Genomic DNA, 21,147 nt, shown 5'->3' on the forward strand with positions numbered 1-21,147 from the left:
CGATCGCCACGGAAACCGACCAGGCCGTGAGGGAAAGGGCGCCGGCCAGCGCCCCGCAGACCGCGGCAACCCGAAACCAATGCCATCGCCACATCACCACCACCAGCACGCTGGTGCAGCCGACCACCAACAGGCCCGCGACGCCCGTCGGCACTGGCACCGCGGCACCTGGCACGCCGGCGGCCCAGTGCGCAACGCGTAGCGCCCACCACACCTCGGGCCCGGTGAACCGGATCAGCAGCTGCGACGCCGCCGGCCAGCACACCGCCAGCACCGCCGCGGCCGTGCCCAGCACAGTGATCGCGGCTATGACCGGCGCCACCACCAGATTGGCGACCACCGCGACCAGGCTGAACCGGCCGGAGATCGCTGCGACCAGTGGCGCGGTCACCACCTGAGCCGCCGCGGCAACGGCCAACGCGTCGGCCAACGGCTTCGGACAGCCGCGGGCGGTCAACCGGCGCGACCAGGCGGGCGCGACGACAACCAACGCGGCGGTGGCGATCACCGACAGTGCAAAACCGACGTCAACAGCCAGTTGCGGTGCCACCACCAGCAGCAACAACACCGTGGTGGCCAAAGCCGGAATGGCTTGCCGGCGTCGCGAGGTCAGCATCGCGGTCAGCGCGATCGCGCCCATCACGGCCGCCCGCAGCACGCTCGGCGTCGGCTGCACGACGATGACGAAAGCGATCAGTGCCAGCCCGGCCAGCGCCACGGCGGCCCGGGGCCCGATCAACCGTGCCGAAAGCAGCACCGCCGCGCAGACAATCGTGACGTTGGCCCCGGAGACCGCCGTGAGGTGCGTCATGCCGGCCGCGCGGAACTCACCGTTGGTTGCGGCACTGACCTGTGAGGTGTCGCCCAGGACCAGCGCGGGCAGCATTGCGGCCTCGTCCGCGGGCAACACCTGGTGTACAGCCACGCTGAAACGACGGCGGACGGTGTGTGCGGCCTGTTGCACAGAATTCGCACTGCCGACCGTCGGATGGCCCGTGGCAGTTAGCACCGCAACCGTCAGGTCACGACGGGTGGGCTGAGTGATCCGTGCGGTGAACCGCACCGGCTGGCCCACCGACAGCTCGCCGAACCCACCGTCGGATTCTGAAGCGCGCGCGAAAACGACTGCACGGCCTGATATTTCGGCGTCGCGCAGCCGCAGCAGGGTGGCTCGGAACATCAGCCGGCCGGACCGCAGCAACAGCGGGCTCTCGCTCGGGCTGACCGTCACCGGCTCGACGGTGCCGAATGCCGCGGTGATCGGGTGGTGACCGAGCGCGTCGGTACGCAGCGCGATCGCCAGCCCGTAGCCGGTACCCACCACGCCGACCGCGACCAGACCGGCACCGACGAAAGTCGTTCCGCGACCCCGCCGCCACCACACCAGACCCGCCGTCGCCGTCAACATCGCGCAGCAGCTGGTCAGCGCCGCACCGATGGGCCAGACGATCCCACCGGCCGTCACGATCCAGGCGGTCATGGCAGCCGGCACCAGCCGCACGTCCAGGCGCGACGCCGGGTCCGGCACCAACCCCACGGTCGGACGCTGCCGAGTCAAACACGAACCAGGGCGCGCAGTTTGTCCAGCCGCGCCGGCCCGATCCCGTCGACCTCCCCGAGCTGGTCGACGCTGGTGAACCTGCCGTTGGCCAGGCGCCCGGCCACGATCGCGGCCGCGGTGACCGGTCCGACCCCGGGCAGGGCGTCCAGCTGTTCCACGGTCGCCGTGTTCAGGTCGAGCGCCTGCTTTGCAGTACCGGGTTTGCCTGAGGTGGTCGCGACCTGCGATGGCACCGGTCCGGCTGGGCTGCCCGTGCCGACGGAGCTGCCGAGCACCGACGGTTTGCCCGACGGTGGCGCCAGGCCGACGACGATCTGTTCGCCGTCACCGAGCGGGCGGGCCATGTTGAGCCCGATGGTGTCTGCGCCGTCGACCGGCCCGCCGGCGGCCTGCAGTGCGTCGGCGATACGCGCACCTGGCGCCAAGGTCACCAAGCCGGGCTTGCGCACCAGGCCAACGACGCTGACCACGACTGGACCCACCGGTGGGCCGGGGCTGCCCGAGGACCTCGGCCCGGTCGACGAAACCCGTTCCACCGGCGGCAGTTTGGCCGAAGTGACCGGCGCCGGCCGGTCACGCACCAACGTGAAGACGGTGATCAGCACCGCCAGCGCGGCGATCACCGCCAACCCGACGGCACCGGCACGACCCGGATCGGCGCGCACCCGTTCCATCCAGCCGCGTCCACCAGAGGGCTCAGGAAGCCAGCGCGGCAACAACGAGTTCGGGTCGTCTTCGGTACCTGCTTCGCTGTCTTCAGCCTCGGATTCGGCTGCGTCGGAGTCGGTACCCGGGCCGGACCCGAACCGCCGGTGCAGTCGCTCCGCGGGAGGTTCTGTTCGCATGCGCCGACCGTAGGCGCGCCCACCGCCACACCAGCCCGAAAATCGGCACCTCAACACCCGGTTGTGGACTAACCCGAGGCTGTGCACGGGCGCCGGAACGGATGGGTCAAGATGGAACCGGCGCGAACGATCCGGGCCGGACGTCCACCGTCTCTCGACGAGCTCACGTTCACCGACACAGGAGGCTGCAATGAAGCTGGCGCTCACATCCGAGGAAGCCGCGTTCCGCGACGAACTTCGTACCTTCTTCACCACCGAAATCCCCGCCGAGATCCGGGACCGGGTTCGCCAGGGCGGATCGCTGACGCGCGAGCAGATCGTGACCAACCACAAGCTGTTGCACGAGAACGGGCTCGCCGTGCCCGGCTGGCCGGTCGAGTGGGGCGGCAAGGATTGGACACCCACCCAGTCGCAGATCTACAACGACGAGATGCAGCTGGCCAGTGTGCCCGAGCCGCTGAACTTCAACACCAAGATGGTCGGACCGGTGATCGCCGAATTCGGGTCCCAGGAGATCAAGGAACGGTTCCTGCCGCCCACGGCGGCGCTGGACATCTGGTGGTGCCAGGGCTTCTCCGAGCCCGAAGCCGGCTCAGACCTCGCCTCGCTGCGCACCACCGCGGTCCGCGATGGCGACACCTACGTGGTCAACGGGCAGAAGACGTGGACGACACTGGGTCAGTACGCGGACTGGATCTTCTGCCTGGTGCGCACCGATCCGCAGGCACCCAAACGGCAGGCGGGAATCTCGTTCCTGCTCATGGAGATGGACACCCCGGGTATCACGTGGCGCCCGATCAAATTGATCGACGGGGGCGTCGAAGTCAACGAGGTGTTCTTCTCCGATGTCCGGGTTCCCGCCAATCAACTTGTCGGCGAAGAGAATCAGGGCTGGACGTACGCGAAGTTCCTATTGGGCAACGAACGCACCGGCATCGCGCAGGTGGGTCGCACCAAGGTGCGGTTGGCCGAGGTGAAGCGGCACGCGGCGGAGAGCGGGCTGCTCGACGACCCGCTGTTCGCCGCGCGGCTGGCCGAAGCCGAAAACGAGGTGCTGGCACTGGAACTCACCCAGGCCCGGGTCGTCTCCGGTTCGTCGGGCGGTAAACCGAACCCAGCTTCGTCGGTGCTCAAACTGCGCGGCAGCCAGTTGCAGCAGCTGTCCACCGAGATGATGCTCGAGGCGGCCGGTGCCGACGCGCTACCGATCGACGGTGACGAAATCGCTTCGCCGGCTTGGGCGCAAACCAGTGCGCCGCACTACCTGAACTACCGCAAGACCTCGATCTACGGCGGTAGCAACGAAGTTCAACGCAACATCATCGCGTCCACCATTCTGGGATTGTGAGGCAGTCATGGACTTTCAGTTGAGCGAAGAGCAGGTGCTGTTGCGCGACACCGCCCGGGAGCTGTTGTCGCGCAGCTACGACACGGAAAGCCGCAACAAGGTGGTCGACACCGAGCTCGGCTGGAGTCGTGAGGTGTGGAGTCAGTTGGCCGAGACCGGGATTCTGGGTCTCGGTTTCGATCCGGAAGAAGCCGGCCAACTGGAGATCGCCGTGGTCCTCACCGAAGTGGGGCGCCGCCTGGCGCCGGAGCCGATCGTGCACGCTGCCCTGGCCCCGGGTGCGCTGATCGCCGAACTCGGCAGTGCTGCGCAGAAGGAACTGCTCGACGAGGTCGCCGCGGGTCAACGGCTGCTGGCGTTCGCCCACCTGGAGCCCGGACAGCGGGGTGCGTCGGCGGAGATCGCCACTCGCGCTGTGCAGCAAGGTGATTCGTGGACTGTGAGCGGACGCAAGAACCCGGTGCTGGCCGGGCACTGCGCCGAGACGCTGGTGGTCAGCGCGACGTTGCCGGACGGCGGCACCGGCCTGTTCCTGGTCGACGCCGACAATGCCACCCGACGGTCCTACGCCACCTTCGACGGCCAGCGCGGCGCCCAGATCGACCTGGACGACGCCGCCGCCGAACCGCTGGGCGATGCCGCCGACGCCTCGGTGGCGATCCGCAACGCCGTCATCCGGATTCAGTCTTCGCTGTGTGCCGAAGCGCTGGGGGCGATGGAGGAAGCGCTGCGGCTGACCACTGAATACCTAAAAACCCGCAAACAATTCGGGGTCACCTTGAACAAATTCCAGGCGCTGACGCAGCGCGCCGCCGACATGTATGTCTCGCTGGAGTTGGCGCGCAGCATGAATCTGTACGCGGCGATGTCCATCGCCGACGGCAACTACGACCCGGTGATCGCCGCGCGCGCCAAGCTGCAGATCGGGCGCTCCGGCCGGCACATCGGGCAGGAGGCGATCCAACTGCACGGCGGCATCGGCATGACCGCGGAATACCCGGTGGGCCACTACACGGCGCGGCTCACCGCGATCGACAACACGCTGGGCTCCACCGGAGATCAGCTGCGGGTGCTCATCGACAACGTCGGCGAATACGACCTGGCAAAGTTGTAAATCGCATGGCCGAACTGTCCGACCGCGTCATCGCCTTCCTGTCCGAAGGCACTCGGACGGGCATGCTGGCCTTCACCGCCAGCGACGGCCGCCCGCTGGTGGCGCCGGTCTGGTTCGTCGTCGACGACGGCGCACTGGTGTTCACCACCGACAGCAGGACCGCGAAAGGGCGTGCGCTGCAGCGTGATCCACGGGCCACGATCTGCGTCGACGACCCGCACCCGCCCTACTCGTTCGTGCAGGTTCAGGGCCAGGCTTCGGTGAGCGACGATCCGCAGCAGCTGCTGGACATTGCGACCCGAACCGGCGCCCGGTACATGGGCGCCGATCGGGCTGCTGAGTTCGGCCGGCGCAACGCCGTGCCCGGCGAGCTGGTGGTGCGGCTGCGGCCCACCAAGGTGATCGCCGGGTTCGACGTCAGCGACTGACGCGTCAGTCAGCCGGCCCCGGTGCTGATTCGGACTCGCCGTCCGCGTCCTCGGCCTGCGGGACTTCCCCGTCCGTCTCCGGCAGCTGCTCGGCCAGATACTCGGCCAGCGACCGGATTGTCGGGTAGTCGAAGACCGCCGTGGCGCTGATGGTGAACGCCCCGCCGAACTGCGCGTGCAACCGGTTGCGCAGTTCCACCGCCATCAGCGAGTCGGTACCCAGGTCCAGGAACCGGCTGCTGGCCGCGGGCGGCTGCGCAAGCCGCAGGAACTGTTGCACCTCGTGCTGCAGGTACTCGCTGATGAAGTCGGCGCGTTGCGCTTCCGGCACTTCGTAGAGCTGACGCAACAATTCGCTGTCGCCGGGTGTCGCTGTGGCATCACTGGGCAGCAGGTGGTCGAGGATCGGCGGCCGGGCACCGCCGAGCATCTTGGCGAGCCGTTGCCAGTTGGCCTTGATCACGGTGACCTGCCCGGTGCCGTGGGCGAGGATCTCGCCCAGCGCACTCAGGGCCGCGCTGGGCTCCAGCGGAAGCAGGCCCTGTGCACCGAGATTGGCGCGCGCCGCATGTGACGTGGCCATGCCGCCCTTGCCCCACGGACCCCAGTTGATGCTGGCTGCGGGCAGACCTTGGGCCTTGCGGTAGGCGGCGAGTCCGTCCAGCAGTGCATTGGCCGCTGCATAGTTTGCCTGTCCGGGCGAGCCCAGCACGCTGGAGGCCGACGAATACAGCAAGAAGAAATCGAGGTCGTCGTCTGCCGTCAACCGATGCAAATGCCACGCCGCCAATGCTTTCGGTTGCAGGGTTGTCTGGAAGTGCGCCGCGTCCTGCTGGGTCAGCAGCGCGTCGTCGAGCACACCGGCCAGATGGGCCACCCCGGCCAGCGGCGGCAGCTCCGACCGGATCCGCCCCAGCAACTCGGCGGCCGCAGACTCCTCACCGACGTCGGCGGCGAAGGTGTGGATCCGGCACCGGTACCGCTCGGTGATGTCGGCGATGGTCCGCTGCGCCTCGGCATCGGGCTCTCGCCGGCTGGTCAATACGATGTCGCCGGCGCCGAGCTGCGCCAGGTGGGCGGCTGTGTGCAGCCCGAGCGCTCCCAGACCACCGGTGATCAGGTAACTCCGATCACCGTGCAGCTGAAGCGGTTTGGGCATCTGTAGCACGATCTTGCCGATGTGACGTGCCTGCTGCATGCGGCGGAAGGCGGTCTTGGCTTCGGTCAGCGGATAGATCTCCACCGGTAGCGGCGACCACTCGCCGTTGCCCAGTCCCTCCGACACCTCGACCAGCAGACGCTGGATGTGCGCGGGGTCGGACACGATGGTGCCGTCCAGCGCGACGATCTCGTAGGCGATGTCCGGCCGTTCAGCCGCCATCTGTTCCGGCGACCAGATGTCGCGCTTGGCGATTTCGGCGAATCGTCCGTTGCGCGCGGTGGCCCGCACGGTGGCAGCGACGAACCCGTCATTGGTCAGGCTGTTGAGCACCACGTCGACACCGGCTCCCCCGGTGTCGGCGAGGATCTGGTCGGCGAAATCCGTACTGCGCGAGTCATAGACGTACTGCACGCCCAGTTTGCGCAGCATGGCCCGCTTATAGGTGCTGGCGGTGGCGAAGACCGTGGCACCGTGCTGTTGGGCCAACTGGACCGCGGCCAGCCCGACCCCACCGCTGGCTGCATGCACCAAGACCCGGTCGCCCGGCCGCAGCTTGGCCCAGTCGAACGCGAGTCGCGCGGTGAGTGCGGCGGCGGGAATGCTGGCCGCGTCGACCGCGCTCAGTCCCTTCGGAACGGGCGCCAGCAACTGCGCCGGCACGTTGACCCGGCTGGCGAACGCGCCCTGCATGAAGCCCATCACGCGTTGGCCGACCGCGAGTCCGGTTACGCCGCTGCCCAATTCGGTGACGATGCCGGAGAAGTCGCCACCGATCAGCCCCGGGTCGCCGGGATACAGGCCGAGCACGTTGAGCACGTCCCGGAAGTTGAGGCCGGCGGCCTCCACCTGGATCTGCACCTGACCCTCGCTGGGCGAGGTGACCTCTGACTCGGTCAGACGCAGGTTGTCGATCGCACCGCGCTCGGTCGGCGCCAGCACGTAGTCGCCGGCGCGGGGTACCGCGAGATGTCCGCTGCGGGCCCACGGCATCAGCCGCGAAACCAGGTACTTTCCTTGCCGCAGCGCGAATTCGGGTTCCTCGCCGGGGGCGGCGAGCAGTCTGGCCAGCGCGGACACCGCTTCCTCGGACCCGTCGTGGTCGACCAGGCGGCAGCGCAGGATCGGTTGTTCGGCGACGATGGTCCGTCCCAGCCCCCACAGCGCGGATTGCACCGGGTCGACGGGCTCACCCGGTTCTGCGGCGACGGCTCGTTCGGTGACGATCCACAGTCCGCCGGTGAGTTTCACCGTTTCGTCAGCCAGCAGCGGTTGCACCACGTCGATCACTTCGCCGATCTCGGTCTGCAGGCGCTGCGCGAACTCGGCGCTGGACTCCTCGCCGGCCGGTCCGGAGCTGCCGCGCAGCACGATCCCGGAAATCGGCATTCCGCGGTCCTGGGCCTGCGCGATAAGCTGCCGCCACTGTTCGGCGTCGGCGTTGCGATCCACGCGCAGGCAGCCGGGCAACTCGGTGGCCAGCTCGTCGAATCCGGCGACAAGCCACGTGCCGGAGATGCTTTCATCACCATCGGAGGGCGGCGGCACCTCGTGCCAGCCCAGGGTGTACAGCAGTCTGGTGGCGTCACCTCCGAGCCCACGCAACAACGCCTCGCGGGGCGCGCGCTTCACGGTGAACTCGCGGATTCCACCCAACAGGCGCCCGTCCCGGTCCACGAAATCGAGGTCGAAGACCTGTGTTTCGTTGTCCAGTGCATTGCCGTGCCACTTCGCCCGGCAGAAGAACCGGCGTGGCATCCGTTCGCGCAGCATCACTCGGCCGTACCGCAGCGGCAGAAACAGGTCGGCCACGCCGTGCTCGGCTGCCAGCAGCGCGGGGAACGCCGGGAAGGCGACACCGGTGCACAGGTCCAGCAGCACCGGATGGATCGGTTCCCCGCCGAGGTGCTCGCTGAGTTCGTCGCCGACGACGACATCGCCGATCGCCTCGCCTTCACCCACCCACAATGACTTCAGGGACGTCGACCAGGTTGGCCCCCAGGCCAATTCCATGTCGGCGAAGGTTTCGAACAGCTGTTGCGGCCGGGTGCGGCTCAGCTGCTCGGTCGCCGCTTCGACGGAATCCTCGGTATCCAGCGCCGACTCGTCGTCCACGCCGGTCACGACGGTCCCGTCGGCGTTCAGCGACCAGTCGACATCGCGCACCCCGTAGGGGCGGCTGTGCACCTTGAAGGTGAAGCCGCTGCCATCCTCGGTCGGGGTCAGCGTCAGCTGCACCTCACGAGAACTCTTCTCCGGCAAGATGATCGGCTCGTAGAAGAAGACATCCTGCACCCGCGCCGGCGGGCCGACGGCGGCAAGGGCCATCGCCGCGTACGTCGCGCCCGGGACGACGACCGTGCCGTAGATGACGTGATGAGCCAGCCACGGCTGCGATTTGACCGACAACCGGCTGGTGTAGACGGCGTCACCGGAGGCGAGGTCTTTTGCGCTGCCCAGGATCCCGGACGCCGCGACACCTTCGCCGCCGCCGATGATGCCGGAGGTCTTGGGCCAGAAGTGCCGGCGCTGAAACGGATAGGTCGGCAGTTCGAGCCGGCGGCGCGGCGAGTGATACAGCTTGGCGAAATCCGGACGATGCCCCGAAACATAGGCTGTGGCAAGCGCTTCGGCGATCTGGCGCCGCGCGTCGGTGCCCTTGCGCAGCGAGACGATCGCGCGGGGCGCGGTCGCGTGCTCGGGCCACACCTGCACCGCGGCCGCGGTCAGGATCGGCTGCGGACCCAGTTCCATCAACACCGTGCATCCCAGCTGCGCCACCGTGCGCACGCTTTCGGCAAACTGCACCGGCTGACGGGAGTGCCGCCGCCAGTACTGCGCGTTGAGCGGGGTTTCGGCGCTGAGTACCGCGCCGGTGCGGTTGCAGACCAGCGGTCGAGTCGGAACCGCGAACTGGAAACCCGCCGCATACGACTCGAACTCGTCCAGCGCGGGTTCCAGCAGCTCCGAATGGAAGGCGTGGCTGGTGTCCAGCCAGTTGCAGCGGATCCCGTCCTCGCTGAGGGCTTCGACGACCTGCTCCAAGTCCTCGCCCGGGCCCGACAGCACCGTGTTAGGGCCGTTGTAGGCGGCGACCGAAACCCGCGGCGACTTGTCGGCGACGGCCTCGACGTGTCCGGCATCGGCGAAGACTGCGACCATTCTGCCGCCGGCCGGCAGATTGCCGAACAACCGACCGCGTTCGGCCATCAGCCGGGCCCCGTCCTCGAGGCTGAACACCTCGGCCACGCAGGCGGCCGCGTACTGGCCCACGCTGTGCCCGAGAACCACGTCGGGCTCGATGCCCCACGACTGCCACAGCCGGGCCAGACCCATCTCGACGGCAAACAACGCCGGCTGCGCGAAAGACGTGTGCCGCAACGTTTCCGAACTGTCCCGGTCGGTGGCGAACATCACCTCCAACAGTGGCCGCGGCAGCAGGTCATCGACCGCGGCGGCGCACCGCTGCAGGACGTCGGCGAATACCGGTTCGGCAGCGAACAACTCGCGTGCCATGCCCGGGTACTGGCTGCCCTGCCCGGTGAACAACCACGCCGTGGTCGGCGGGTCGGCGCATTCGCCGCGCAGCACCCCCGGTCGCAGCCGATTCTCGGTCAACTCGACCAGCTGGTCGCGGGCGTTGCGCACCGGGTCCCCGCCCGGGTCCAGAACCAGCGCGGCCCGGTGTTCGAACTGTGAGCGGCCCACTCCGGCGGTGAAGCAGACGTCGGCGATGTCGACCTCAGGATGCGCGTCGAGCCATTCGCAGTACCGCTGCGCCAACGCCGTCAGCGCCTGCGGGGAGCGCGCCGACAGCGGCAACACCTTGACCTGTTCATCAGGGGTGTCCGCCTCCGGCGCCACCACCCCGTCGTCGTCGGTGGCGGCCAGGTCGTCGACAACCGGCGGCGCCTCCTCGATCAGTACGTGCGCGTTGGTGCCGGTGAAGCCGAACGAGCTCACCCCGGCCCGCCGCGGCCTGCCGTTGGTCTGCCACGGCATCGGCTCGTCCACCACCCGCACCGGTAGCGAACTCCACGGGATATGCGGCGACGGGTTCCCGAAATGCAGTAGGTGCGGCAGCATTTCGTGCTGCATCGACAGCACGACTTTGATCAGTCCGGCGACGCCCGCAGCGGACTCGAGGTGGCCGATGTTGGTCTTGACCGATCCGAGCAGCAGGGGCCGGTCCGGGGTGCGGCCGGTACCGTAGGCGGCCGCGGCGGCCTGCACCTCGATCGGGTCACCGAGCGCGGTGCCCGTCCCGTGCGCCTCGAGATAGTCGACGTCGCCGCCGCTCAAACCGGCGCGCGCCAGCGCCGAGGCGATAAGGCGTTGCTGCGCACCGCCGTTGGGCACTGTGAGACCACTGGAAGCGCCGTCCTGGTTGACCGCGCTGCCGCGGATCACCGCGCAGATCCGGTCCCCGGCACGCTCAGCGTCGCTGAGTCTCTTGAGCACCAGAATCCCGCAGCCTTCGCTGCGCACGTACCCGTCGGCCGCGGCGTCGAAGGTCTTGCAACGACCGTCGGGCGAGAGCATCCGGGCTCGGGAGGCGGCGACGATGGACGCGGGGCTCAGCAACACGTTGACCCCGCCGGCCAGCGCCAGATCGCAGTCACCGGAGTGCAGTGCCTGGCAGGCCTGGTGGACAGCCACCAGCGACGAACTGCAGGCAGTGTCCACCGCCACCGCAGGGCCCTCCAGCCCGAGCGCGAACGCCACCCGGCCCGCGATGGCGTTGAGTGCATTGCCGGTGATGAAGTGGGCTTCGATGCTGTCCACCGAGTCCCGCGACAGCAGATGCGAATACTCGTTGGCGGCCACCCCGACGAAGATGCCGCTGCGGCTGCCGCGCAACGCCGTCGGCGAATATCCGGCGCGCTCCAAACCCTCCCAGACGATCTCCAGCATCAACCGCTGCTGAGGATCGATCCACACGGCCTCGCGCGGGGAGATGCCGAAGAACTCCGGATCGAATTCCGCGATGCCTTCCAGGTACCCCCCGTTGCGGCTGTAGATCTTGCCCGGCGTCTCGGGATCCGGGTCGTAGAACTCGTCGATGTCGAACCGGTCCTCGGGGATCTCACGGATCGCGTCGACACCGCCGGACAACAGGTCCCAGTACGCTTCGGGATTGGGCGAACCCGGAAAGCGGCACGCCACCGCGACGATCGCGATCGGCTCGTCGGCGGCTCCGGACGTCAACGACGTCGGCTGGGTCGGCGCCGCGGCCGCCGAGGGCTGGGCACCCAGTCGCAGTACGTCGCCGAGCAGGTAGTCCGCCACGTCGACCAGGCGCGGATGATCCATCGCCAGCGTCGCCGGCAGATCCCTGCCGACGGCCTGCTCGACCCGCCGCCGCAGTTCGACGGCCATCAACGAGTCCATACCGAGGTCGAAGAAGCCGGCCTCCTCGCGGATTTCGGACCCGTCGGTCCGGGTCACGTCCGCCACCACGTCGCGCAGGAACTCGACCAGAATCTTCTTGCGCTGCTGCACCGGAGCCGCGGTCAGCTGCTCGACCAATCGAGTGGGACCGGATGCCCCCGATGCCGCTGCCGCCGTTCCGGACTCGGGCACCTCGCGCTCGAGCTCCGCGAGGAAGGACCGCCGGCCACCCAGCTGGTACAGCGGCAGGAAGCGGGCCCAATCAACCCGTGCCACAACGCCGTTCGGGGTCTCCGATGCCGCCGCCATGACCTCGGCCATCCCGGCCAGCGCGTCAGCGGACGACAGAGCTTTGACGCCGCGCTGCTCGAGACGGGCGCGGGCGTCCTCGTCGGCCATGCCGGACGCTCCGGACAGCCCGGACATCCAGGGACCGAAGTTCACGCTCATGGCGGGCACGCCCTGTTCGCGCAACCGCCACACCAACCCGTCGAGGAAGGCGTTGGCGGCACTGTAGGCGGTCTGGCCGAAGCTGCCCCAGACCGCGGCGATCGAGGAGGTGCACAGGAAGAAGTCCAGTTTCTGGTCCTCGGGCAAATCCGCCACAGCCTCACTCAAATGCCAAGCGCCCCAGACTTTTCCAGCAAAGACACGGTCGACTTCGGTGTCCTCGAGAGTCTGCAGGGGTGTGTTGCCGATCTCGCCGGCGGCGTGCACGATGCCTGCCAGCGCGGGCAGCTCGGACTGCACGGTGGCCATCAGGCGGGCCACGTCGTGCGGGTCGGCGACGTCGGCCGCGACCACCCTGATCTGGCAGTCATGCTCGCCGCTGATGGCCTCGATGCGCTGCCGGGCACCGTCACCGGGCGCCCGCCGACCGGTCAACACCAGCTGCCGGGCACCGCGCGACGCCAGGTATCCGGCAATCTCCAGACCGACGGCACCCAGCCCACCGGTCACCAGATACGTTGCGTCAGAACGGAGTTGCAGCGGCGCGGCGACCGGCAGGCCGGGCCGACGGTGCAGCCGGGGAACGTAGACAGCCTGGTCGCGCAACGCGATCTGGTCTTCTCGGACCGCCGAGTTGGGTGAGGTCACGGCCAGCTGGTCGATCAGTCGGGACCACTCGTCGGTGCTGCCGTCGGGCAGGTCTGCCAGCCCGCCCCACACCTGCGGATGCTCCAGCGCGGCCGCGCGACCGAATCCCCATAGGCAGCTCTGCACCGGCGACACGACGTCGGCGTCGACGACCCGCTGCGCACCGCGGGTGACCAGCCAGATAGGGGTACGCAGTTCGGCGGCAACGGCGGCGCGGAACAGGTGTTTGGCTCCGCCGAGCACCCGGTGCTGCATCCGCAGCAGCGAACGCATCGACGGCGCAGTGGAGACACCGCCGCGTTCCAGGGCAGCCAGGCACAGGATGCGCAGCGAGGGTTCCTCGGCCACCGCGGCGCGCAACGCGGCTTCGAGTCGGTCGCGGTCCGCGTCGGAGGCCGGCAACCCGAGGATCCGGTACCGGTGACCCCGCGCGGTCAGCGCCTCGGTCAAGGACGCGGCGAGTTCGGCGTCGTCACCGATGAGCAGCCAGGCCGAGCCCTCACCGGCGCCCACCTTGGCCACCGCAGACTTCTGCCAGCGCATCTCGTAGCGCGCGTCGACGATCGACTGCACCGCCCGCTGGCGATTATGCTGCGCGGCAAACTTTTTCAAAATTTCCGCAGTCTGTTGGTTGCCGCTGTCACCGTCGAGCAGCGCGGCGAGTTCGTCGATCCGGCCGTCCTCGAGCAGGCGCACCGCCTCGGTCCGCGCAGCGGGGGCGGCGGTCTCGGCGACCGAGGCGCGGCTGTCCCGGTACCAGTACGGGCGGCGCTGGAACGGGTAAGTGGGCAGGTCGAGCTTGTGGGTGGCCCCATGCTGCAGCGCGCCGAAATCAGGCAGGTGCCCCGTGGTGTAGGCGCTGGCCAGGGCTTCGGTGATCTGGCGGTGGTCGGCACCGTTGCGGCGCAGCGACGCGATCGCGCGCGGCGCGGTGGCCGGGTCGGGCCAGACCCGCAGTGCCGCGGCGGTGAGCACCGGCTGCGGCCCGACCTCCAGCAGTGCCGCGCAGCCGAGGTCGGCCAAAGTGGCCACGCTCTTGGCGAATTCGATCGGCTGGCGCGCATGACGACGCCAGTAGCGCGCGTCCAGTTTCACCGTCCTGCCCAGCGCGGCACCGGTGCGGTTGCACACCAGCAGACGCTGCGGCGAGCGGTATTCGAAACGGCTTGCGTACGACTCGAATTCGTCGAGGGCCGGATCCAACAGCGCCGAGTGGAACGCGTGGCTGGTGTCCAGCCAGTCGCACCGCACTCCGTCGGCGGTCAGCGCGGCCACCGCCCGGTCCAGATCCTCGGCAGGTCCCGACAGCACGGTGTTGGCGCCGTTGTAGGCGGCCACCGAGAGTCGGGGGAATTCGTCGGTGAAGCTCTCCACCCGCTCGGCGGCGGCGAACACCGCAACCATCCGGCCACCCGCGGGCAGGTTCCCGAACAGACGGCCGCGTTCGGCGAGCAGCAACGCGCCGTCTTCGAGGCTGAAGACACCGGCGACGCAGGCCGCCGAGTACTGGCCCACGCTGTGCCCGAGCACGACGTCGGGCTGAAGTCCCCACGACTGCCAGAGCCGGGCCAGACCCATCTCCACCGCGAACAGGGCGGGCTGGGCATAGCTGGTCTGGCGCAAGGTGTCTGATCCGTCGGGCGCGAAGATGACGTCCAGCAGCGGCTGGTCCAGCACGGCGTCGACCACCGCCGCGCACCGGGTCATCGTCTCGGCAAACACCGGTTCGGTCTCGAACAACTCCCGGGCCATGCCGGCGAACTGGCTGCCCTGGCCGGGGAACAGCCAGGCCGTCTTCGGGACGTCGGCAGCGGACTCACCGCGCACCAGGCCGGGGGCCGGTCGGTCGTCGGCCAGCGCGCCCAACAGCTCACTCGCGGACTCCACCGAATTCACCACCAGCGCGGCGCGGTGCTCGAAGTGGGAACGACCCACACCGGCGGTGAAGCACAGATCGGTCAGAGCGGCCTCGGGATGCGCGGTCATCCACTCGCGATACCGCTGCGCGAGCTGCACCAGGGCGGCCGGGCTGCGGGCCGACAGCGGCAGCAGGCTGAACCGGCGGACCTCACTGTCGTCGATCACGGCGGGTGCGGGCACCCGAGCGGGTGCTTCTTCGAGGATGACGTGCGCGTTGGTCCCGGAGAACCCGAACGAACTGACCCCGGCGATGCGCGGCGCGCCGTTGCGTTCCCAGGCGGTGGCCTCCTGCACGACGCGCACCGCGAGCCGGTCCCACGGGATGTGCGGCGACGGTTTGCGGAAATTCAGGTGCTTGGGCAGCGCCTCGTGCTCCAGCGCCAGGATGACCTTGATCACACCTGCGATTCCGGCGGCCGCTTCCAGGTGCCCGATGTTGGTCTTCACCGACCCGATCAGCAGCGGGCGGCCCGGGTCGCGACCCTTGCCGAGCGCCGCACCGGCGGCCTGCACCTCGATCGGATCACCCAGCGAGGTCCCGGTCCCGTGCGCCTCCAGGTATCCGACGTCACTGGCTGCGACGCCGGCGCGGTGCAGGGCCTCGGTGATCACCCGCTGCTGGGCGACCCCGTTGGGAACCGTCAGACCACCCGAAGCGCCGTCCTGATTGATCGCGCTGCCGCGAATCACGGCCCGGATACGGTCGCCATCGCGGATCGCGTCGTCGAGCCGTTTGATGACGATGACGCCGCAACCCTCGCCCCGCACGTAGCCGTCTGCGGCCGCGTCGAACGTCTTGCAGCGTCCGTCCGGCGCAAGCATGTGCGCATGCGAGAACGTGATCATGGTCGCGGGGCTGAGCAGCACGTTGGCCCCGCCGGCCAGCGCCAGGTCACACTCGCCCAACCGCAGCGCCTGGCACGCCTGATGGATCGCCACCAGCGACGAGCTGCACGCGGTGTCTACCGTCACCGCCGGGCCCTGCAGCCCCAGGCGATAACTGATCCGGCCGGCTGCCGCAGCAGCCGCCGTGCCGATCGCCATGTAGGCCTCGATCTCGGCGTAGTCGAGTTCGTCGGACGCCATGCCCAGGTAGTCATGGGTGGACAGACCCATGAACACCCCGGTGTTGGAATTGGCCAGCGCCATCGGGGCGGTACCGGAATGCTCCACCGCCTGCCATGCCGTCTCCAGCAGCAGCCGATGCTGCGGGTCCATCAACCGCACCTCGCGGGTCGACACCCCGAAGAACGGCGCGTCGAACCCCGTCACGTCCTCGATGAATCCTGCGCGGCGCGCAACCATTTTTCCCGGCGCGTCCGGATCGGGGTCGAAGAACTCATCGACGTCCCACCGGTCCCGGGGCACGTCGGAGACCGCATCGCGGCCCTGCCGCAGCACGTCCCAGAACTCGTCTGCATCGGCAGCACCGGGGAACCGCGCCGCATAACCGACGATTGCAAACCCTGATGTCGGCCCCGTCGGTTCCGCCACGATTGCCATGCATTGCCCTCTCTGGTCGGCCGGCCCGGTTGCGCTGCAGCCGCACCCTTCCCGCGCCCAGTATGGCAAGCGAGCGGATCCGCCACGCCGCGACTAAGCAACGTCACAGGTTGCGACCCCGTTCCGGCCGTGCTCACCGGTGCCATCGGGGAACGGTTATGTTGATCTGGGTAACAGCGCGGCCGCACCGGGGTAGCGCAGACCCGGGAGGAAATATTGCGCATCGGGAAAATCACGATCGGCACCATCAATCAATGGAGCTTTCGGCCCGGGACGGTTATCTCCTGGCACCCGACCGATGCAGCGCGGGAAAAGGCACGGCAGGCTCCGGTCAGTTCGGTTCCGGTCAGCTACATGCAGGCCCAGCATCTGCGGAATTATCACGAGCGCACCTCCGCTGGACTCGACTTTTCCCGGCTCATCCTCGCCGGCTGCGAGGTTCCCGGTCACTGCGATATCGACATCATGGATCGTGCACTCAACGCCTACCTGCGCCGCCACGACACCTACCGCAGCTGGTTCGAATGCACCGACAGCGGTGATCTGGTCCGCCACACCCTCGCCGATCCGACGGACATCGAATTCGCTCCGGTCAATCACGGTCAAATGGATGCCGACGAGATTCGGCGGCATGTGATCTCCACACCGAATCCCCTGGAATGGGGTTGCTTCAGCTTCGGCATCGTGCAGAGTGACGACCAGTTCACCTTCTATGCCAGCATCGACCACGTCCACGGGGACGCGACGCTGATCGGCATCACCATGCTGGAATCTCACGCGATGTATCAGTCGCTGACCGCCGGCAACGGACCGCTCGCCTTGCCCGAGACCGGCAGCTACGACGACTTCTGCGTCCAGCAGCGTGACTTCACCGCGCAGTTGACCGAGGATTCGCCACAGGTGCGCGCCTGGATCGACTTCGCCGAGAACAACGGCGGCGGCTTTCCCGAATTCCCGCTTCCGCTGGGCAATCCGCTCAAGCCGTCCGACAGCGACATGGTCACCCTCCAACTGATGGACCCGGAGCAGACGGCCCAATTCGAATCCGCGTGCGACGGTGCCGGCGCCCGGTTCATCGGCGGCCTGTTCGCCTGCATGGCCCTGGTCGAACATGAGTTCACCGGTGCCCTGACCTACTACGGCCTGACCCCGCGCGATACCCGCCGCACGTCGGAGAATTTCATGACCCAGGGCTGGTTCACCGGCTTGGTCCCGATCACCATTCCGATCGCCGCGGCATCGTTCGGGGACGCGGCGTGGGCCGCGCAGAATTCCTTCGACTCGGGCCTGGACATGGCGAAGGTCCCGTTCTACCGGGTGCTGGAGTTGGCCCCTTGGCTCAACTGGCCCCGGCCGAATTTCCCGGTCTCGAATTTTCTGCACGGCGACGCGGCTCCGCTCAACGCCGTGTTGGCCGCCGCCGACATGGGTTATGCCGACAACATCGGGATCTACTCCGACGGCCGGTATTCCTATCAACTGACCATCTACATATTCCGGTACGGGCAGGGCACTTCGATGGCGGTGATGTTCCCCGACAACCCGGTCGCGCAGAAGTCCGTCGCCCGCTACCTGCAGGCGATGAAGTCGGTGTGCACCCGAGTTGCTGAGAGCGGTGATTGGGGCCGCGTTGCGTAGTGTGGGGTAGTTCGATGCATAGCGCTGTCCCGAAATGCCCGGTCTCCGATCCGGCGCGGTGCGACGTTTCGCGCGGAATGGCAAGTGGGACAACGAGTGTCGCTGGGGGGCGCACGCTGGGACCGGAGGTGGGGACGCAGTGCGACGGCTAGCCGATGTAGTGGTGCGCTGGCCCTGGCTGGTGATCGGGCTGTGGGTTGCGATCGCCGTCGCCCTGCCGCTGACGATGCCGTCGCTCAACGAGATGTCCCAGAAACATCCGCTGTCCATCCTGCCCAGCGACGCGCCGTCGGCCGTCACCGCCCGCAAGATGACCGAAGCGTTTCACGAGTCCAGCTCGGAGAATTTACTGCTGGTGGTCCTGACCAACGACCGCGGGCTGGGACCGGCCGACGAAGCCGTCTACCGCAAGCTGGTGGCGGATTTGCGCGGCGACGCCAGAGATGTCGTGATGGTGCAGGACTTCATCGGCACCCCGCCGCTGCGGCCGGTCTTGACCAGCAAAGACAACAAGTCGTGGGTGCTGCCGGTCGGACTGGCCGGCGAGCTGGGCACACCCCGGTCCTACGCCGCGTTCGGACGCGTCTCCAACGTCGTCAAACACAACGTCGCCGGAACGCCGCTGACCGCCAACCTGACCGGGCCGGCAGCCACCGTCGCCGATCTCACCGCCGCCGGCGACCACGACAGACTGCCGATCGAGATCGCCATCGGGGTCCTGGTGCTCGCCGTCCTGCTACTCGTCTACCGCAACCCGGTCACCATGTTGCTGCCGTTGACGGCGATCGGGATGTCGCTGCTCGTCGCGCAATGCCTGGTGGCCGGGTTCTCCCAGCTGACCGGGTTCGGCGTGTCGAACCAGTCCATCGTGTTTCTGAGCGCGATGATCGCCGGCGCCGGCACGGACTACGCCGTCTTCCTGATCAGCCGATATCACGACTATCTAAGGGACGGCGCCGATTTCGACGACGCGGTGCGCCGGGCCTTGATCTCCATCGGGAAAGTGATCGCCGCGTCCGCCGCCACGGTGGGCGTCACCTTCCTCGGCATCAGTTTCGCCCGGATGGGGGTGTTCTCGACGGTCGGTGCGTCCTCGGCGATCGGGATCGGCGTGGCGTTTCTGGCCGCGGTGACCTTGTTGCCGGCCATTCTGGTGATCGCCGGACCACGTGGCTGGGTCCGGCCCCGGCGCGATCTCACCGCCCGGTTCTGGCGGCGGTCGGGAATCCGCATCGTGCGCCGTCCGACCGCCCATCTGGTGGGCAGCGTCCTGGTGCTGATCGCGCTGGCGAGCTGCGCAGCCCTGGTGCGCTACAACTACGACGACCGCAAGGTGGTGCCGGCGTCGGCCCCGAGTTCGATCGGGTACGCCGCGCTGGAACGCCACTTCCCGGTGAACCAGTCCGTCCCCGAATACATCCTGATCCAGTCGCCGCACGACTTGCGCACCCCGAAGGCGCTCGCCGACTTGGAACAGATGGCGGACCGGGTCAGTCAGTTGCCCGACATCGCCAGGGTCAGCGGCATCACCCGGCCCACCGGCGTGGTGCCGCAGGAGTTCCGCGCCACCTACCAGGCGGGTGCCGTCGGTGCCCGACTCGGCGGCGCGTCCGACGTGATCAACGACCACAACGACGACCTGAGCAAGTTGGTCAGCGGCGCCAATACGCTGGCCGCCAACCTCGGCGACGTGCGCGGCCAGGTCAGCCAGATGGTGGCCAGCATGCAGGGTCTGACCGATGCGTTCGCCTCCATGAAAACGCAGTACGGCGGCGAGAAGCTGGTGCGGGAGGTAGTGACCGCGGCCAAGCTGGTCAACAGCATCAACGCCCTGGGCAACTCGATGGGAGTGAACTTCAGCGCCGTCCGGGACATGTTCGCCTGGATCGGGCCGGTATTGGCGGCACTGCAGAACAACCCGGTCTGCGACGCCGACCTCTCCTGCAGTGACACCCGCGTCCAGTTCCAACGACTGGTCGGGGCACGTGGGGACGGCAGCCTCGACCAGATCAACGAGCTGGCCGGACAGCTGCAGACGTTCCAGGACCGGCAGACCCTGAACGCTTCGGTGGACCGGCTGCGCGCCGTCCTCACCGGCTTCACCCGAGCGATGCACTCATTGGGACTGGACCAGCCCGGCGGCCTGCAGTCGGGCCTGACCAATCTGCAACAGGGCGCCGACCGGTTCGCCGGGGGTAGCCGCCAGCTGGCCGACGGCGTGGAACAACTGGTCGACCAGGTCCGACAGCTGGGTGACGGGCTCGGGGAGGCGTCGGCGTTCCTGTTGGCGATGAAGAACGAAGCAGCCGATCCGTCGATGGCGGGATTCAACATTCCGGCCCAGCTGCTGCATCTGGAGGAGTTCAAGAAGGCCGCCAAGATGTTCATCTCGCCCGACGGTCGCTCGGTGCGCTACCTGGTGCAGACCAAACTCAATCCGTTCGGCGCCGAGGCGATGGACCAGGTCAACGCGATCACCGACGCAGCGCGAAGCGCCCAGCCGAACACCGCTCTGGCGGACGCTTCGATATCGATGGCCGGATATCCCGTCACCTTGCGCGACACCCGCAACTACTACGAGCGCGACATCCGCTACATCATCGTGGTGACCATCCTCGTCGTGCTGCTGACCCTGATGGCGTTGCTGCGCGCGGTGGTCGCGCCGCTGTATCTGGTCGGTTCGGTGATCATCTCCTACCTGTCGGCGGTGGGCATCGGCGTTGTGGTGTTCCAATTTCTGCTCGGTCAGCACTTGCACTGGAGCGTTCCGCCGTTGGCGTTCGTGGTGCTGGTCGCGGTGGGGGCCGACTACAACATGCTGTTCGTCTCCCGGATGCGCGACGAGTCGCCGCACGGCATGCGCTACGGCGTGATCCGCACCTTGACCTCGACCGGCGGCGTGATCACCGCGGCCGGTCTGATCTTCGCCGCGTCGATGTTCGGTCTGCTGTTCTCCAGCATTGGCACGGTGATCCAGGCCGGATTCGTGATCGGTGTCGGGATCCTGCTGGACACCTTCCTGGTGCGCACCGTGACGGTGCCCGCCATCGCTACCCTGGTCGGAGCGGCGAGTTGGTGGCCGTCCCGGCTCAGGTCGCGGGAGTCACCGGGCGAGCGGGTCGACTAGGAGCGGGTGTATGCA

The 21,147-nt window shown here is 68.2% G+C and carries 8 protein-coding genes; 5 read left to right on the top strand and 3 right to left on the bottom strand.

The genetic code is table 11. The annotated features are described in order from the left end of the window. Together AC5Y6Y_RS23825 and AC5Y6Y_RS23830 are read right to left on the bottom strand one after the other, a co-directional pair. Positions 1 to 1,480, bottom strand: a 1,480-nt coding sequence (locus tag AC5Y6Y_RS23825; protein ID WP_499930590.1) for a ComEC/Rec2 family competence protein, incomplete at its 3' end; no start/stop codon positions are given. Between the two features lie 74 nt (positions 1,481 to 1,554). Further along, a complete protein-coding gene (locus AC5Y6Y_RS23830) occupies positions 1,555 to 2,406 on the bottom strand; it encodes a helix-hairpin-helix domain-containing protein (RefSeq protein WP_499930553.1) in 852 nt (283 codons plus the stop codon). Between the two features lie 190 nt (positions 2,407 to 2,596). Between AC5Y6Y_RS23830 and AC5Y6Y_RS23835 the strand changes: the two genes are divergently transcribed. From AC5Y6Y_RS23835 to AC5Y6Y_RS23845, 3 genes are read left to right on the top strand one after another with little or no spacing between them, the layout of a single operon-like run. Further along, a complete protein-coding gene (locus AC5Y6Y_RS23835) occupies positions 2,597 to 3,754 on the top strand; it encodes an acyl-CoA dehydrogenase family protein (protein WP_499930555.1) in 1,158 nt (385 codons plus the stop codon). 7 nt (positions 3,755 to 3,761) lie between these two features. After that, positions 3,762 to 4,868 (top strand): acyl-CoA dehydrogenase family protein, encoded by a 1,107-nt coding sequence (locus AC5Y6Y_RS23840; RefSeq protein WP_499930557.1) that lies wholly within the window; start codon positions 3,762 to 3,764, stop codon positions 4,866 to 4,868. A gap of 5 nt (positions 4,869 to 4,873) precedes the next feature. Next, complete coding sequence (locus AC5Y6Y_RS23845) at positions 4,874 to 5,296, top strand: PPOX class F420-dependent oxidoreductase (protein WP_463824826.1); 423 nt, start codon at positions 4,874 to 4,876, stop codon at positions 5,294 to 5,296. A 4-nt stretch (positions 5,297 to 5,300) separates the two neighbouring features. Here AC5Y6Y_RS23845 and AC5Y6Y_RS23850 read toward each other — a convergent pair whose 3' ends face one another. Beyond that, positions 5,301 to 16,367: an SDR family NAD(P)-dependent oxidoreductase gene (locus tag AC5Y6Y_RS23850; protein ID WP_499930559.1), complete on the bottom strand. Its 11,067-nt coding sequence runs from the start codon at positions 16,365 to 16,367 to the stop codon at positions 5,301 to 5,303. 216 nt (positions 16,368 to 16,583) lie between these two features. Here AC5Y6Y_RS23850 and AC5Y6Y_RS23855 point away from each other — a divergent pair, with 216 nt between their 5' ends. Both AC5Y6Y_RS23855 and AC5Y6Y_RS23860 read left to right on the top strand, forming a co-directional pair. Continuing rightward, positions 16,584 to 18,005: a condensation domain-containing protein gene (locus AC5Y6Y_RS23855; RefSeq protein ID WP_499930561.1), complete on the top strand. Its 1,422-nt coding sequence runs from the start codon at positions 16,584 to 16,586 to the stop codon at positions 18,003 to 18,005. Between the two features lie 139 nt (positions 18,006 to 18,144). Then, positions 18,145 to 21,132: an MMPL/RND family transporter gene (locus AC5Y6Y_RS23860; RefSeq protein ID WP_499927915.1), complete on the top strand. Its 2,988-nt coding sequence runs from the start codon at positions 18,145 to 18,147 to the stop codon at positions 21,130 to 21,132. Positions 21,133 to 21,147: the final 15 nt, after the last annotated feature.

The organism is Mycobacterium sp. NGS24 (genome assembly GCF_059813065.1).

Excerpts from the sequence above, each read along its gene's own strand:
- AC5Y6Y_RS23830 (WP_499930553.1), bottom strand. The coding sequence starts at position 2,406 with ATGCGAACAGAACCTCCCGCGGAGCGACTGCACCGGCGGTTCGGGTCC.
- AC5Y6Y_RS23835 (WP_499930555.1), top strand. The coding sequence starts at position 2,597 with ATGAAGCTGGCGCTCACATCCGAGGAAGCCGCGTTCCGCGACGAACTT.
- AC5Y6Y_RS23840 (WP_499930557.1), top strand. The coding sequence starts at position 3,762 with ATGGACTTTCAGTTGAGCGAAGAGCAGGTGCTGTTGCGCGACACCGCC.
- AC5Y6Y_RS23845 (WP_463824826.1), top strand. The coding sequence starts at position 4,874 with ATGGCCGAACTGTCCGACCGCGTCATCGCCTTCCTGTCCGAAGGCACT.
- AC5Y6Y_RS23850 (WP_499930559.1), bottom strand. The coding sequence starts at position 16,367 with ATGGCAATCGTGGCGGAACCGACGGGGCCGACATCAGGGTTTGCAATC.